Below are 15,659 nucleotides of genomic sequence, written 5' to 3'. Positions count from 1 at the left end.
ATCGCTGATGTACCCAGCGGAATCCGGCTAGCGGTCAGCAGATGATGAATGACTCTGCAAAAAAGTATTTTTCATCCACATCGCCGTCGACGAAATACCGACATCAAGGTTAGTCGAAGCGGACCATGAAGTTTTCGATAGTAATTTGCGTGAATCGAGCACATTACTCTGCACGTCAACAAATCTCGGAGCACTGTGTTGTACGGAGATAGGTATGTCAAGACTGCGGCTGATCTTTTCTACCAACTCAACGATGGACGTGCCAATTCCCGTCCCCACATTAAAAATGTCACCGGATAAGCCAAGAATGCCCGCCTGCAAAATGCCGTCTATTGCATCGGTTATATAGATGTAATCTCTGACGATCGAACCATCTCCCCAAATATCAATTGTCTGATGCGTAAGAGCCTTATATATCAGCGCAGCGACAATCCCCTGCCCCCGCTGAGGATCTTGCCAAGGGCCGTAAGGATTACTCAGCCTGATCACAATAAAATCGAGGTCATATGATTTTCTGTACAAATCAAAATAGCGCTCGATAGACAGCTTCACCAGCCCGTATGAGCTGATGGGATCCGTCGTACTGGACTCAGAAATAAGTCCTGCATCTTTTTGTCCATAAACGGTTCCGCCAGAAGATAAAAAAATCCAGCGGACATCTTTATCTTTTGTGTGCTCAAGATAGTTAATGGTAGAGACCAAATCCCGGCTGACTTCATTCGCAGCTTGTGTGGTACTCGGTGAAGGACGACAGGAGCTGACTAGGTGAAAAATATATGCCTGATCCATTTCAGACAACAGTTCAGCCGGTGGTTGCAAAAAGTCTCCCACAATCGCCCGGACGCCATCAGGCCACTGTTTTGATATCACTATATCGAAACAAACAACTTCAAATCCCGCGTGCACCAGTTCCTTCACAAGATTAATGCCAATAAATCCGGCAGCACCGAGTATCAACGCTTTTTTATATTTTTGTGCTGGCAAGCTCATTAACTGTTTTTCTCTTTGTTTAAAGGCAAACCAAAATGATGGTGCAAATACTCTACATACAGGCTGGCTTTGTTTAATATGTCCTGACCCGGCGTTACTACTGACTTTGCGACCTCTTGCAAGGCGATTACTTCTTGCAGATGCAGATTGGCTTTCAAGGTATTCGTCGCGCTGTTTGTGTGACGGCGATGCAAATTCAAGGGATGCTGATTGAAATAAATTTTTCCCTCCAATAAAACCCGGATATAAATCAGCCAGTCACCTGCAATTTTATATTGAGTTAAATTGTCACCCATCTCATCAAATACCTTTTTCAAAGTCTGATGCTTGAAAAGAACACCACTCACGTTTGGAATCGTGTTTTTTATACTCATTGCTTTTGCAATTTCTTCGGCACCATCGCGGCAATAGCTACGACTCCAATCATCTGAAATGTCTTTTGTATAGTCCAAATAATTTTCGGCAACAAGGTTCCCATGCTCATCAATTTGCTTTGACTGGGCAAAAGCAAGCACCACTGATGGGTCAAAAAATGCCGGAATTAATGTCTCCAGAAATTTCTTATCTGCCAGATCATCTGCCTCAGCAATCCAGATCAAATCACCTCTAGCAAGATCCACTCCTTTTTTCCACTGTAAAAATACAGATCCGGAATTTTCAGGGTTCACGACAAACGTGCTGTCCACTGGACATGCTTGCATATACGACGTCACCACTTCTTTGCTGTCGTCGCTGGAATTGTCATCGAGAATAATCAACTCATAAATCGGAAATGATTGCGTACAAATAGTTTCCAATCGCTGAGTTAAATAGTGTGCGTAGTTGTAATTAGGTACAACAACAGACACACGGGGACAACCATTCAGATAATGCATCAAATCGAACGAATACTGTCTCAGCGATAAAGCCGGTTTGTTCGTAGCTGAAGCTGGAGTACTGAGCAACGCACACACCTGCTCTGCAAAATCGCCGGACTCGAGGTAATTCGCCAGGCGTCCACCGCATTCTAAAATCAGGTTTTCCGTACCGGATGCACCTTTAAAAGCAACAACGGGAACATTGACTTCTGCCGACTCTAAAACAACATTGGGAAATGGATCTTCGCGAGAAGTAAGTGCATAAACAGATGCGGCGGCGTAATACGCCATAGGATCACGTACAAAGCCGGCAAAAATCACTTTATCCGTCAGCTTTAATTCACGTACTCTGAGTTTTACTTTTTGCTCAAAAATAGCTTCTGCATGTCCTACCCAGATAAATACGGCGTTCGGATTACGCCGAATGACATCTGCAGCAACTTCGACAAATAAATCTGCACCTTTGCGCATATCCAGATATCCGATTGCCAAAACAATCTGCGAATTCAACGGTAAATGGTGTAATTCGCAAATTTCTTTATGTGCCTCTATTTGGCGGCCTTTAAATGGGTTTTTGCGTAATACGCCTTGTGGCCGGATAACAATCTTATTTGGATTGACGGGAACAATTTCATTAAAAAGCTCATGCACCAACGCAGCTGGGAATACGACTTTGTCCGCCAGTTGCGCAATCGTTCTGGCATTTTCCTCTTGCTTCATGTCACGAATAACACCTGGCATTTCGTGAATCAGGCTCAACACTTTAAATCCTGTGCGTTTCAATAAAGGCAAAATGCTTCCGCAAATGACAGTATTGGTAATTGCGTCTACGGTTCCGACTGCATTCAATTTTTCTAAAAAAGCATATACCTCTTCAGAATCGCGGTTTTTTATGTTGAAGGTTTTACCGACCCGATTAAAGTCGTCCCACAAATTCCCTCCATCCAAAGCCATTATCGTCACATCAAAACCGCATTCCTTCAATTGCTTTGCAGTTTCTAAAATCAAAAATTGCGCTCCGTGCGGATGACAATCATGCGTAACAAGAAGTACGGATTTTCCCGGATATGAGGCACTGCGAGTGATCGCATTTCTGGTCGCCTGCAAATAGGCGTAACCATAGCGCTCGTCAGGTTCAAGATGCGCACCTTCCGCCCATTCATTCCAGGCATTCACAAATATCAGCCGCTCATCGCGATTAGTACGATGTTGTACGGTATCCCTGATTGCATTCGCTAACCAACGCTGATAAAGCAAAGGGCTTGAATGCAGGAAAATCGTACCCTTATTCTTTCTGCGTGCTGTGTTGTCCCAGGACGGGCATACCCCTCTGAATAAGGTGTAGAGAGACTGTTGATAGTTTTCACTTCTTTCAGCAAAGATACGCGCGTCATACACCCTGCCGGCAAAATCTGTGCTGAGCGGAGTCACTGTATTCGTCACATCTGGCGGCGCCGAATTATTCGGTGGGAATTCCACCGCTGCATCGAAATCATACGTTGCGGGATCAAGCGCCTCAAAGGATTGCGTGTACGTCAGATAAATTTCGCCAATCCCGTTCTGACGACACCAGTCGCGCCAGCGGGCTACTGTTTCTTTTGGATAAGGCAATAATCCCGGACGATAAACCAGCAACAGCGGTTTGCCATTGATACGGATATAGCGCGGATCACGCATGTACCTGGCAACATGTTCAATAAATGCAAGATCATCTTCGGGACTGTGTTGTTGCGCAATAAGAACTTCGTGATCAAGGCCATCCCAACGACGGCTCCAGTTTTCATTGGCCCAACAGAGGCAGAATGGCAAGTCCAACGAACGATCATTCAGGTAGTTTTCTACGGGTTTTTCTAAAAGACGTGTGCCACCAAACCAATAAAAATAAAAACAAAAGCCTTCTATTCCATACAACTTCGCTAATTCAATCTGACGACGCTGTACTTCAGTATCAAGTAAATCATAGTAGCCCAACTCACCTGGAACATGAGGTTGATAGTGGTTATGAAACTGCGGCTGTGCAGGTCTGACATTTGACCATTCTGTAAATCCTTCACCCCACCATACATCATTTTGCGGGATCGCGTGAAACTGTGGCAAATAAAAGCAAATTAATCTGACTGGCTTGTTTTCTAAAGGTGTGGAGTTCAAGCGCGCGACATAATGCACAGTTTCCACTTCTGTCGAAACTGGTTCATAAATGGACAAAGCTGACGCTGAGTCACCTTGCTGAGTATTGTGCTGGCCGGTAGTAATCCATTTGCTGTATTGATGAAACGGCGATGGAAAGTTCTTAATCAATGCGGCTTTCAGCTTATTTTTTAACGTCAGTGGCAGAGGGAGTATTTGCCAGAAAACCCTGAAACTACCAAATGTAAACAGGCGCATTCTTGTTATTATTGATGTACTCATTTTTCGCCGGATGTAACGCAATGGTTTAGTAATCTTCCAAGATTTGCTATCAATGATAGATTGCAGATAAGTTTCTTTTTCATTCAGTACGAGCGTAAGCTCACTAATTTCCAGAGTTTTTTGAGCGTCACTTTGGATTAAACTAGTAATTTCCTGAGCTTTCCGAACATTACTTTGTATCAGTTCATTAATTTCCTGAATTTTCTGTACATTGTTTTTTTCAAGCTCACAAACTACGTCTTCCGTTTGTGACACTTTTAAAGACATCTGCCTTAATTCCTCTGCGCTCAATTCAAGTCGGTGTCCCCAAATAATTTCCAGTTGCGTGTCTATCGAGGCACTGTCGTCACAAAGAGTAAAAACAAATTTATCACCCTTATTTAACCTCGCTAACACATCGGATGGCACATCCGGATACCATTGAGGATCATTATTTTCCGAAAATAATATACGACCCTCAGCCGGGATGCCGGCACTCCAAAAAGCGTTAATCAAATCAGCATCAGTACCTGCTCCTGACCATTGCCACAACACGCTGCCCTGTGCGTCAGTAATGTACGCATTCTTAATCCAGATTGACTTCATTTCCGATGCAGGATCAATGCGTATTTTGCTAACACGCTCATCTTCTAAAGCTGGAAAATGAAACTCCACTACAAATTCGTTGGGTACCCTATCGTATTTAAATCCGGGGAGCTTGTTCGTTTCGTTGAACCCCGATGTTTGTAAGCTCTGCCAATACAGGGCCATCGTAAAAATAGGACTGGTCAGCTTTTTTTTAAATCTGGAAATATCTGGTACGGCATGCATACTTGGATATATTTTGGTCGTGACTATCCATTGGTATACCAACGCGTCCGGGCGACTTTCAATCATCGCATCCAGCCACTGTTTAGGGAAAAGCCTGGTCTGCGCGTCTGCGAATTCGGTTTCAGTCAAATTTCTTTGAACCGTATCCAATGCCCATAGATAAATTCCAGAATCAGCTAATTTCCTGATCAGATTTTGGTATGAGTAAAATCTCAGATGCGTGTTATCAAGCAAGCCATTTTGTGTGTAGTTAAATTGCCCTGTAAGTAACTCTAAAGATGCGGCAATATGGGTGATATTTGGTACAGAGAAAATAATGGCACCATGCGGCTTGACCAGCAAACGCAGTTGTGTCAAAAGCTTATCCGGATTATTCAAATGCTCGATGACATCGGCAACAATGATGTAGTCATAAGACTCATGAACGAAATCGCCGATAATACTATCGGTTTCGAGGTTTCTGATAACAACTTTCCGATAAACGGGACGACATACCTCTATTGCACCTTGATCAATATCGACGCCGTCAACCACGCATTCTTTTTGCAAAACCAGATAACGCCCTAACATTCCACTAGAGCAACCAATATCCAACACAACAGAGTTTGCGTGAATTTGTGCAACGATCTTTGAAAGAGACTCTTCCGTCTCAGGAATGACATCTCTGCTGTATTTGTTATGATTTTCCATTACCACTAAATCTATCTGGCCATCTTGCATAATCGGATATTTGCTTATTTGCAGATTTTTTTCTATAGCTTGCGGCTAAGTTGAATCAAAAATCTTCTTAAGCTATCCCGGATGGTAGAACCAGCCGGTTTCTGCGCAATTAAAGCAGAGTCATGCCAGCAATTTGTATGGTCATCATAGAGCGGAGAATCTTCCCACTGAGTATAAGACTCAAGCGGATTCAATCTGGCGTATCTGGCAAGAGCACTAAAGCCATCCGGATAAAAACGCCAACAATCAACCGGATAACGATGTTCGTAGCCAGAGGATGGAGCGATAATACAGACATAACCACCTGGTTTAAGCACTCTTGCGATTTCCATCATCGTGATCCAGAAATACTCTATGTGCTCAAACGCCTGACCGGAAATGACGACATCAGCTGAATTCGATGGTATCTGACTCCAGTTGTACGGATCCGTCAAGACAATATCAACGTTGTTGCCCGCGACCATGTCACAACCTTGATATTTCCATTTCGGTTCATCGCTGAACAGGGGCTTGTAGCTACCATTGATGTGAACTTCCTGACTACCAATATCAAGAATGCTGATTTCTTGATCTCTTTTTGCTGCGAGGTATTTATCTCTAAATGCCCTCATTTTATCCATTGAACTTGTATGCATAATTTTTAACTTTAAATAATATATTTTAAGAGATTGTTTTAATCTCAATTCCTTGCATAGGTACACCAACCAAACCTGTTGTCGCATGCGATGATTCTGAACGTAAAATCATCGCATCATGTACCCACTCTAATTGGGTATGGTTTTCATTCGTGCCAACAGCAATTGCTGCACAAACTGAGTAATCGCCTTTTGGCAAAATAGGCATCATGAAACTAAACACAGCCTCTATTTCGTTACCGGCTGCAACACTCAGTGGTGCATCATGGTAAGTAAGATAAGTGTTATCGCCAAACAGAATCTGACCTAACTTGTCCTTGATATAAAAGCCAATGATAGGAGAGAAAATATCCTGTGTCACAAATGCACTGATGTGCAATTGAACTATTTCACCGCCGACAATCCAGCTTAACGGATTTTCGTCTTCATCGAAAAATTCAACTGTGCTGATTCTGGCTTCTTTTGTTCCAAAACTGCTTGCATTTTGATCAAACTCAAAAACCTGAATGTCATTCCTTAAATTACTCTGATTAATCCAAGCCAAACGCGCATCTCTCCTCCCCCTTGACTTTTTTGCGAGCTGAAGTACTTGAGGCGATGTAAGCATTTTTGTTGAACTACTTTTTCCTTGCGCCACTTCATAGAATGCCTGCAAATAACGTTCAGATACCTCTTTCGCGGTACCACTGGCCTGTATTTTCCCCTTTTCAAGCCAGATAGCGCGTTGACATAAATTTTTAACTGCTGCCGTATCATGACTTACAAACAATATGGTGCCGCTATTCATAAATTTACGCAAAAAACGCATACATTTTTGCGTAAAAAAAGCATCGCCCACCGCCAACGCTTCATCAATCACTAATATGTCTGCATCCACATGAGCGATAACAGCAAAAGCAACACGTACGTACATGCCGCTTGAATATGTTTTAACTGGCTGATCGATAAAGTCACCAATATCCGCAAATTCGATAATATCGTCAATCCGCTCATCGATCTCTTGTCTGCTCAATCCCAGCAACTGGCCATTCATATAAATATTTTCTCGGCCAGAATACTCGGGATTAAAACCGGACCCAAGCTCCAATAAAGCCGCTACCCGGCCATTGACCTGCACTTCTCCTTGAGTTGGGCTCAATGTTCCGCACAAAATCTGGAGCAAGGTACTTTTACCTGATCCGTTGCGACCGACAATGCCGAAAGTTTCGCCTTTTTTTAAATTAAAACTAATATCTTCAAGCGCCCAATACTGTCTGGCACATCTCTGAGCCCAGACTGACAGGCGATCTCTGATTTTCCGACTGGGACAAACTCTTGCCGCAAAAGCGATTATTCCTTGTTTTAAGCGGTCAATCGGTTGATCGTAAATCTGATAACACTTACTCACCCCTCTGACACTGATAGCGAACTTAGATGACATCAGCAAATCCCCGGCGAATTTTCTGGAAACAAGCAAAGCCCGCCCAAGCTATGCAAATTGATACACATAGGTACAAAATCCAATCAAGCCAATCAGGTTGACTTCCCCAGACCAGTATCTGGCGCGCCATCTCAATCGGAAAAACCATAGGATTCAAATTAGCCACCATTTGCCAATCCACAGGTATTGCTGATAAAGGAAAAAAAACTGGTGAAAGAAACATTAAACCAGTAACAAAAATGCCTATGGTCTGCCCTACATCACGCAAGAACACACCAATAGCTGACAGAAACCAACTCAATCCGAGGCAAATCAGCGCCAGCGGAAAAATCACCATGGGCAAAAGTAATACGGTCCATGGAATGTGACCAAATACAATTAATTGAAATATCAGTAAAACGATCACACTAACTACGAGATGAAATAACGCTGAGCACAAATTAATGCACGAAAGAATTTCTAGAGGAAAAACAATTTTTTTTACAAAATTGGGATTACTTAAAATCAAACCAGGAGCCCGATTAACTACCTCAGCAAAAAAATTGAACATGATCATGCCGGCGAATAAAACAATGGCAAATTCTGTCTTTGATGTGCTGGTAGCAGTCCATCTCGCCTTGAAAATTTCGCTAAACACAAAGGTATAGATTGCAAGCATAAACACTGGCGTTAATAAGGACCAAAACACGCCAAGAAAAGAGCCCTTATATTTACCCAAAGCATCACGCTTCGCCATATCTGCAATCAGACGGCGATGCGACCAGAGAGATTTCAGTGCAAAAAACGGAGAAATTGAAAATTTAGTCATTAGGATCTAAAGACGCGCTTCGAATAAGATGGACTGATATTTTCAAAACGCACGATTTTATAGGGTTCGTTACTCAGATGATGGAATTTATCGAATAGGGTGCTTACCAAACTCCATACAAGCAAGAAAAGTTACATTTGCTTATTTAATTAGTGCTTTATTGGCATTATCAACACCACCAGATAACATGTGTGAACTTCGCGAGTAACTAAGAACGTGAATTATACCTGTTCGCTCTTATAGAATGCGCTAACGGACATTACAGTCAGGTCACGTATAATCCGACTGTTTTATACATGATCCGTCCTGTCTGAATCATTACATCATTTTTTGTACCTAAGTTAGGTCTTATTTCTTAATTTTTTTAAAATTTGATCATCACATCGTCACAATATGACCAAAATCGTTTCCGCCAACTTAAACGGCGTTCGCTCTGCAGCAAAAAAAGGTTTCTTTGAATGGATGGAGAAAGAAAGCCCGGATGTCGTTTGCGTGCAGGAATTGAAGGCGCAGGCGCCGGATATGACGGCTGATTTTCTGAATCCGCACGGTTATCACGGGCACTTTCACTACGCGGAAAAAAAAGGCTATTCCGGAGCTGGTGTGTATAGCAAGAAAAAACCAGACGCAGTACACATCGGGTTTGGCAGCGCAGAATTCGACCCTGAAGGCCGCTACGTACGTTGCGATTTTGACAACGTTTCGGTCATTTCTGTCTATTGCCCCTCCGGATCCTCATCACCGGAAAGACAGGAAGCAAAATTCCGCTTTATGGATGAATTTTTTCCACATCTGGCAATGCTGATGGCAGAAGGCAGGGAATTGGTGATTTGCGGCGACTGGAATATCGCCCACAAGGAAATCGATTTAAAAAACTGGAAGAGCAATCAAAAGAACTCCGGATTTTTACCTGAAGAGCGCGCGTGGCTAACACGTTTATTGGACGAGCAAGGTTGGGTTGATGTGTATCGCCGCCTGCATCCTGACACCACCGGCGAAGCCTATACGTGGTGGAGTAATCGTGGTCAGGCCTGGGCGAATAATGTTGGTTGGCGAATTGACTACCATGTCGCAACGCCCGGTATCGCAGCGAAAGCACACACCGCGTCCATTTACAAAGAACAGCGCTTTTCTGACCACTCACCACTGATTATCAGCTACGTTTAATTCGATAGTCCTAATAAAAAAGCGGGTTTCCAAGCCAAAATGACTGGGAACCCGCACAGATATTAGGAGAAGTGGTTTAAATTTCTCGCGATTCTTCCTGATGAGTCGTCCTACTAACGGCGCTGCACACGATCCAGCTGCACATCGGTAATGCGGTCACCGCGTTCACGGATATATGATTCAAACGCATCCAGATCGCGCCCGATCAGCTGGCGATCTGTCCCCTGCTTCAGTACGCTGAAGCCATCACCACCATCCGCCAGAAAATTATTCACGACCACCTGATATTGCTGCGTCGGATCAAGCGCTTTACCTTTGATCTTAACGTCGGTGATACGCTGCTCTATCGCCGCTGCCGGATTCCAGACATAGCTGAGACCGTGCGAGACAAACAGTTTTTTCGGCTCTTCTGCAGGGCGTCCACCGGCCCACTGCTGCTGCAGTACCTGCAATAATTGGGCGCCCGACAATGTCATTCGTACGATGTTGTTCCCAAATGGCTGCACCGCGTACAAATCGCCAAAAGTGACATTAATCGGTGTTTTCTGACTGCCGGATGGCAAATCACTGCGTATTCCACCTGCATTCATCAACGAAATGTCTGCACCGCCATGATGCTGAGCGTAATGCAGTTGTGCATCGGCGATGATGTTACCTAATGCACTGTCGAAACGACCTGACTCACTCGACCGTAATAATGCTTTGTCTATCGTAACGACTGGACGCTGGCGCAACGCCGCCGTTTGTATCGCCACTTTATCCACCAGCACCTGCGCCGTTGCATCGGCTTTAATTTGCTGTTGATCAATCAGGTGATTGATAGCGACAGCATTCACCACCGTGTTGGTGTTGCGGTCTATGGTCAGCGTGGACTCTGTCAGAAACGCGCCATAGCTACGGCCTTGTACAACCAGGCGACCATCAATTTTGCATGTATAGCCTTGATGAGTATGACCGGAGACAACCAACGATATGGCTTTATCGAGCTTTTTAGTGATATCGATAATCGGCCCTTGCAAGCCTTCACAGCGATAAGTCGGATCGTTTTCAGCACCTTTGTAGCTTGCACCTTCATGAATCAGCGCAACAATCGCATTGACACCTTGCTTTTGCAACTCAGGCACATAGCGATTAATCGAAGCCGCCTCATCGTCAAAACGCAGGCGTTTAATCGCGTCACCAGCCACCAGATTAGGAACATCGGACGTCACCGCACCGATAAAGCCGACCTTCACATCCCCGACTTGGCGTATCACATAAGGGGTCAGCCAAGGCGTATTACTACCCTGCTCATAGACATTCGCACCAAGATACGCATATTTAGCACCGTGAAAATCTGCATATGCGCAGCCAGAGGGAGCACATTCGCCTTTAATTTTCCGCATCAGATCAGCCGTACCAGAGTCGAATTCGTGATTGCCGACTGCAGTCACTGTCAGATCAATCTGATTCAGGGCTTCGATCACCGGTTCATCTTTCAGCAACGCCGAGCCCATAGGAGATGCGCCCATCAAATCACCGCTCCCCACCAGTATGCTGAATGGCACCGCTGCGCGACGCTCTTTTAACTTCGCCGCCAGATAAGCATAACCACCAGAGGGAACATTCACTGTTTTACCCGGATTAGCAACATCTGCCTTGCTTGCCAGATAAGGTACAGGCTGATCGGACTGCAGATTGCCGTGAAAATCATTGATACTAAAGATGGTGATATTGCTCAGGCCTGCATTCTTGTCTGTCGTTGTCGAGCAGCCACCGATGGCGACAAGAACAGCAAGGCTGATGAGTTTGAATTTATTCATATCTTTGCCACTATCAAATAAAAAAGGCCCGCAACAAGAAATCGTTGCAGGCCTGAATTGTCGTTGCTTTACCTTGAAAACTGACTACAGCAACTGCGCATTCATGCGATTAGAAATCTGCAGAGAATGTAACAGATGTGAAGCGTGGTGCACCGAGGTAGTAGAACACAGTCTTCGCAGCCGCTGTGCCATATGCCTGAGCATTTGTCACGTTGAAGCTGGATGGATTGCGATATTTCTCGTTTGTCAGGTTACTGATACTGAGACGTACTGTTGGCTTTTTCAACCAGCCAGTGTTTGCGAACTGGTAACCAGCGTCCAGACCAAGCAATGTGTAGCTAGGAACCAATTCATCATTAGTCATCGTTGCCCATTGGCTACTTGTATATTTGGCTTTCAGACGTGCATACCATACTGCTGTCTCATACTGGGCGCTCAAGCCTGCTTTCCAGTTTGGCGTCAGTGTCATTTCTTTACCTGCTGTTGGCAATACGGCAGTTTTGCTTGCGATCAGGTTATCCTGAATTTCGCTCTTAGCGTAACCAACTGAGCTGTAGAAAGACCAGCCATTGACTGGAGTATTACCCAGTTCAACTTCAAAACCTTTGGTCTTCACTTTACCAACGCTAGTAACACTGCTGGTGTTGCTGATTACATCGTACGCAGTCGCCTGACGGTCACGGAAATCAACAGAATATACCGTGAACTGACCTGTGAGTTTGTCGCTTTGATGACGATAGCCCAAATCCAAGTTCACCGATGTCTCTGCTTTCACATCAACCGGCATCGTTGGAACACCATTGACCAGTACAACGTTGTTCGTTGTCGAGTAAACATAGTTTGGCGGCGCTTTCATGTTTTTAGCCAAACTTGCGAACACTTGATTATTGTTGTCGATCTGGTAGCGAGCACCTAATTGTGGCAATACTTCTGAATATGATTTAGAAATATTGTATGTCGTACCCGAGCTTGAACCTTCATTCGCATAGTTAGTGAAATCGCGCTTCATCGTTGGTGCACGTACACCAATGTTGACTTGCAATTTGTCGTCTAACAGACTGATGGTGTCTTGAGCGAAGAATTGATATGCCGTACTGATTGTTTTCCAGTCACGGGATTGATAAGGCGTGCCATCAGGGCGCATGATCATGCCGTTCTGCAACCAGATGTCGCTCGCGTTACCAGCAGCGTCTACAGAAACCATCGGTCCAAATTGCTCATGCGTTGCACGTTCGTACCAGAAACCAGCCAGCAACTGATGATTACCAAGGTTATGGGTAACGGAAGCTGTAATACCAGGACGGTTTGTGCGTGTCACACTCGCATTCGCAACAATCACTTTATCAAGCGTATCACCGTCGCCATTCAGATCCACTGCACCGGTATTCTTGCCAGTTGCAACGTTCAGGAAACCAACTTCGGAAACCAGTTTTTGTTGAACGCCACCATTACCGTAACCATACCAGTAGTAAGGAATAACTTTGACGTCGGTGTTTTCGCCGATACGCATTTTCCCAGTGACAGAGGCAATAACGTTTTCGAACGGATTCTGTGTCAACTTATAGAAAGAATCAGCATTGGCTTGGCTAGGATCGTTGTCTGCTTTGCCTTTGGTCGGCGTCACATGACCAATAAATTTCGTAGAATAATCGTAGTAATAACCATTTTTGTTCAGATCAGCCAGGCTGAATGAACTGATATTTTGGTTGATCGCGCGGTTGTAAAGAACAACGCCGCTGATAGAGTTGAATTTATCGAAGTCTGTACGGAAGCCAAAATCGACGTGATCACGTTTAGCTCCGCCATCACCTTTCCATTTATCAGCTTGCGCATGAGAGTAGGAAATGAACAAACGGGAACGGTTATCCGACAGCATACCTGTATCGTAACGCAGATACGTTTTGGACAGATTCAGGCCGCCAACAGTTTGCATTACGCGGAAACGCTTCTCTTTGGAAGGGTCACATGTCGTAATACCAAAGTTACCGCCAGTTGCACCGATTTGTGGAGAATCAACGTCAGTCGAGCCTTGTGTGACGAACTGTGTGCAGGTATTTTCCTGATCCACAAACTCTTGTGGATACACAGAGAAACTACCGGAATCATTAACAGGTACACCATTGATTGTTGCACCGATCTGATCGCTGTTAAAACCACGCAGAGTCAGGCCACCGCCGAACAAACCAGTTGCGTCATAGTTGTAGCTGTTGACCGCAGGCATCAGTTCCAACGCTTCATACGCATTACCGGTAGGACGTTGTTTTGCCAACTCTTCTGCAGTAATTGTACTGCGTGCTTTTGGCGCATTTTCCTGAACCATCAAACCCATACCGACTTTTTTGCCGGTAATAGTGACTTGTGTTGAGCTTGTTTGTTCGTTGCTGACTTCCTGTGCTTGCGCAGTGGAAATACCCATGCATGCCAACTGGCATGCTATCGCGACCATCGACAAACGTGATGGAAACGCTGAAGGCTTCGTAGATTGTTTCATTGACTGCTCCCGGATCAAATTACGGTAAATAAATAAAATTGCGCTGAACCCTGTTCATCATCTCAAGCTTTTAACACCGCTTGATGACATCTCCATCACCACACTTTAGTGCCAACACACTGGCTTTATAAAAACTTCAACCTGCAACCGCGATACAAAAAGCTTACGAGCAACGGTGTAATGCATTTTTTATGCCTGATTTCAATACGCAATCGATTGCGACCGCTGAAAAACATAAATTGGCTGATACGCAAACGATTGCTCTTTTGATTTTAAAAAAACAGACACCAGGTTCTATCGTCTATTTTTATATGACACTGTTGATTTTTGTGTGCTGACCGGACAAGTAAATTCGAGTGAATCAGCTGTATATTGATATGTGAAAATAGTCTATCACATAATTTTTTCAACATTACAAAGTGTTACACCCAATTGTGAAAGGACGATGACATCGTGGTTTTCCATGCATGAAAATGTCACAAATGCACAACAGATGTGCTTTTTTTAGCGAATCTGCTTACTTTGGGTGAAATCTGCGCAATTTTTATTTTTGAGATGTTTGAAAAGAAACTTTTTTTTCAAATGAAGGAAAATCAAGGTGGTGGCGAACGGCTTCCACAGGCATAGTAACTATGGATAGGTAACCGGATCAATACCTTTGACGTTGGTCCGATATGGCGCAATTCCATCCAGAGACAATGCTTTCGCCTTCGCATACAAAGGCATCACTTCCGGTAAATGGCGGCGAATTTCAGCAATCCGGTTCTGACCGGCGGGGTGGGTAGACAGCCATTGCGGCGGAGCCCCTTTATTGACCATGCCCATTTTTTGCCAGAGAGCAACGCCGGCACGAGGATCGTAACCGGCACGTGCCGCGATATCGAGCCCAACAATATCCGCTTCTGTTTCATTATCGCGGGAAAACTTCAGCATGGTCATGTTTGCGGCACCGCCTGCAATCGAACCAGCGATATTCGGATCATATCCTTTCGCTCCGGCAAAAATCTCGACCCCTTTGACGAATAAATTAGCGGCGCTCGATTTCACTGCTCTTTCGGCACCATGTTCGCGTAAGGCGTGGGCGATCTCATGCCCCATGACTATCGCGACTTCGTCATCAGTCAGTTTCAAGGTATCCAGAATCCCGGAATAAAAGGCAATCTTACCGCCGGGCATGCAATAGGCATTGATTTGCTTGGATCCCAGCAAGTTAATTTCCCACTTCCACTGCTTCGCTCGCTCATTCCATTTTAAAGAATAGGGGATCAGCTTATTGGCAATCGCACGTAAACGTAATACCTGCGGATGGTTATCCGGTCCCAGCGCATGTTGCTTTTCAGCTTGCTGCATGGTTTGTGCATACTGCGTCGCAGCCTGGTTTTCCAGCGCGCCAACCGGAGCGAATTTGCTTAAAAGAGAGTTGCCGCCAATTTTGACGCCATCCTGCGACGTTGCATTCTGTGCAAATGCGGTGCCCACCGTAGCAAAAAGAACAGCAGCAAAGAGTGTATGCAGTTTCATATTTAAGCCAGTAATAAGCCAGTGAACAG

The 15,659-nt window shown here is 44.6% G+C and carries 9 protein-coding genes; 1 reads left to right on the top strand and 8 read right to left on the bottom strand.

Annotated elements, in window-relative coordinates; all coding sequences use genetic code 11:
- Positions 1–27: 27 nt before the first annotated feature.
- Genes H8K29_RS10920 through H8K29_RS10900 form a run of 5 tightly spaced genes read right to left on the bottom strand, consistent with a single transcriptional unit; the run spans position 28 to position 8,649 of the window.
- On the bottom strand, positions 28–990 hold the full coding sequence (locus H8K29_RS10920; RefSeq protein ID WP_186884334.1) for an NAD-dependent epimerase/dehydratase family protein: 963 nt from the start codon (positions 988–990) through the stop codon (positions 28–30).
- Positions 990–5,786 (bottom strand): glycoside hydrolase family 99-like domain-containing protein, encoded by a 4,797-nt coding sequence (locus H8K29_RS10915; protein ID WP_186897627.1) that lies wholly within the window; start codon positions 5,784–5,786, stop codon positions 990–992. The genes H8K29_RS10920 and H8K29_RS10915 overlap by 1 nt, the downstream gene beginning before the upstream one ends.
- 32 nt (positions 5,787–5,818) lie before the next feature.
- Positions 5,819–6,421 (bottom strand): methyltransferase domain-containing protein, encoded by a 603-nt coding sequence (locus tag H8K29_RS10910; RefSeq protein WP_222611470.1) that lies wholly within the window; start codon positions 6,419–6,421, stop codon positions 5,819–5,821.
- 25 nt (positions 6,422–6,446) lie between these two features.
- Positions 6,447–7,841: an ABC transporter ATP-binding protein gene (locus H8K29_RS10905; protein WP_186884332.1), complete on the bottom strand. Its 1,395-nt coding sequence runs from the start codon at positions 7,839–7,841 to the stop codon at positions 6,447–6,449.
- Complete coding sequence (locus H8K29_RS10900) at positions 7,831–8,649, bottom strand: ABC transporter permease (RefSeq protein ID WP_186884331.1); 819 nt, start codon at positions 8,647–8,649, stop codon at positions 7,831–7,833. The genes H8K29_RS10905 and H8K29_RS10900 overlap by 11 nt, the downstream gene beginning before the upstream one ends.
- Before the next feature lie 393 nt (positions 8,650–9,042).
- On the opposite strand from H8K29_RS10900, the gene H8K29_RS10895 reads away from it, so the two are divergent.
- A complete protein-coding gene (locus H8K29_RS10895; protein ID WP_186897626.1) occupies positions 9,043–9,816 on the top strand; it encodes an exodeoxyribonuclease III in 774 nt (257 codons plus the stop codon).
- 113 nt (positions 9,817–9,929) lie between these two features.
- Here H8K29_RS10895 and H8K29_RS10890 read toward each other — a convergent pair whose 3' ends face one another.
- The 3 genes from H8K29_RS10890 to H8K29_RS10880 form a co-directional block, all read right to left on the bottom strand.
- Positions 9,930–11,618: a bifunctional UDP-sugar hydrolase/5'-nucleotidase gene (locus H8K29_RS10890; protein WP_186897625.1), complete on the bottom strand. Its 1,689-nt coding sequence runs from the start codon at positions 11,616–11,618 to the stop codon at positions 9,930–9,932.
- Positions 11,619–11,727: 109 nt separating this feature from the next.
- Entirely contained in the window at positions 11,728–14,109 is a 2,382-nt protein-coding gene (locus H8K29_RS10885) for a TonB-dependent receptor (RefSeq protein ID WP_186884328.1), read from the bottom strand.
- 630 nt (positions 14,110–14,739) lie between these two features.
- Complete coding sequence (locus H8K29_RS10880) at positions 14,740–15,630, bottom strand: M48 family metallopeptidase (protein WP_186897624.1); 891 nt, start codon at positions 15,628–15,630, stop codon at positions 14,740–14,742.
- Positions 15,631–15,659: the final 29 nt, after the last annotated feature.

This window comes from Undibacterium sp. CY21W (assembly GCF_014284265.1).
In the GTDB taxonomy this organism is placed as follows: Bacteria; Pseudomonadota; Gammaproteobacteria; order Burkholderiales; family Burkholderiaceae_D; genus Undibacterium; species Undibacterium aquatile.
Note: the sequence above shows the minus strand (reverse complement) of the source record. Positions and strands in the feature narration are given on the sequence as shown.

Bases quoted from the DNA above. Each gene is read 5' to 3' on its own strand.
- H8K29_RS10920 (WP_186884334.1), bottom strand. From the start codon at position 990: ATGAGCTTGCCAGCACAAAAATATAAAAAAGCGTTGATACTCGGTGCT.
- H8K29_RS10915 (WP_186897627.1), bottom strand. From the start codon at position 5,786: ATGCAAGATGGCCAGATAGATTTAGTGGTAATGGAAAATCATAACAAA.
- H8K29_RS10910 (WP_222611470.1), bottom strand. From the start codon at position 6,421: ATGCATACAAGTTCAATGGATAAAATGAGGGCATTTAGAGATAAATAC.
- H8K29_RS10905 (WP_186884332.1), bottom strand. From the start codon at position 7,841: ATGTCATCTAAGTTCGCTATCAGTGTCAGAGGGGTGAGTAAGTGTTAT.
- H8K29_RS10900 (WP_186884331.1), bottom strand. From the start codon at position 8,649: ATGACTAAATTTTCAATTTCTCCGTTTTTTGCACTGAAATCTCTCTGG.
- H8K29_RS10895 (WP_186897626.1), top strand. From the start codon at position 9,043: ATGACCAAAATCGTTTCCGCCAACTTAAACGGCGTTCGCTCTGCAGCA.
- H8K29_RS10890 (WP_186897625.1), bottom strand. From the start codon at position 11,618: ATGAATAAATTCAAACTCATCAGCCTTGCTGTTCTTGTCGCCATCGGT.
- H8K29_RS10885 (WP_186884328.1), bottom strand. From the start codon at position 14,109: ATGAAACAATCTACGAAGCCTTCAGCGTTTCCATCACGTTTGTCGATG.
- H8K29_RS10880 (WP_186897624.1), bottom strand. From the start codon at position 15,630: ATGAAACTGCATACACTCTTTGCTGCTGTTCTTTTTGCTACGGTGGGC.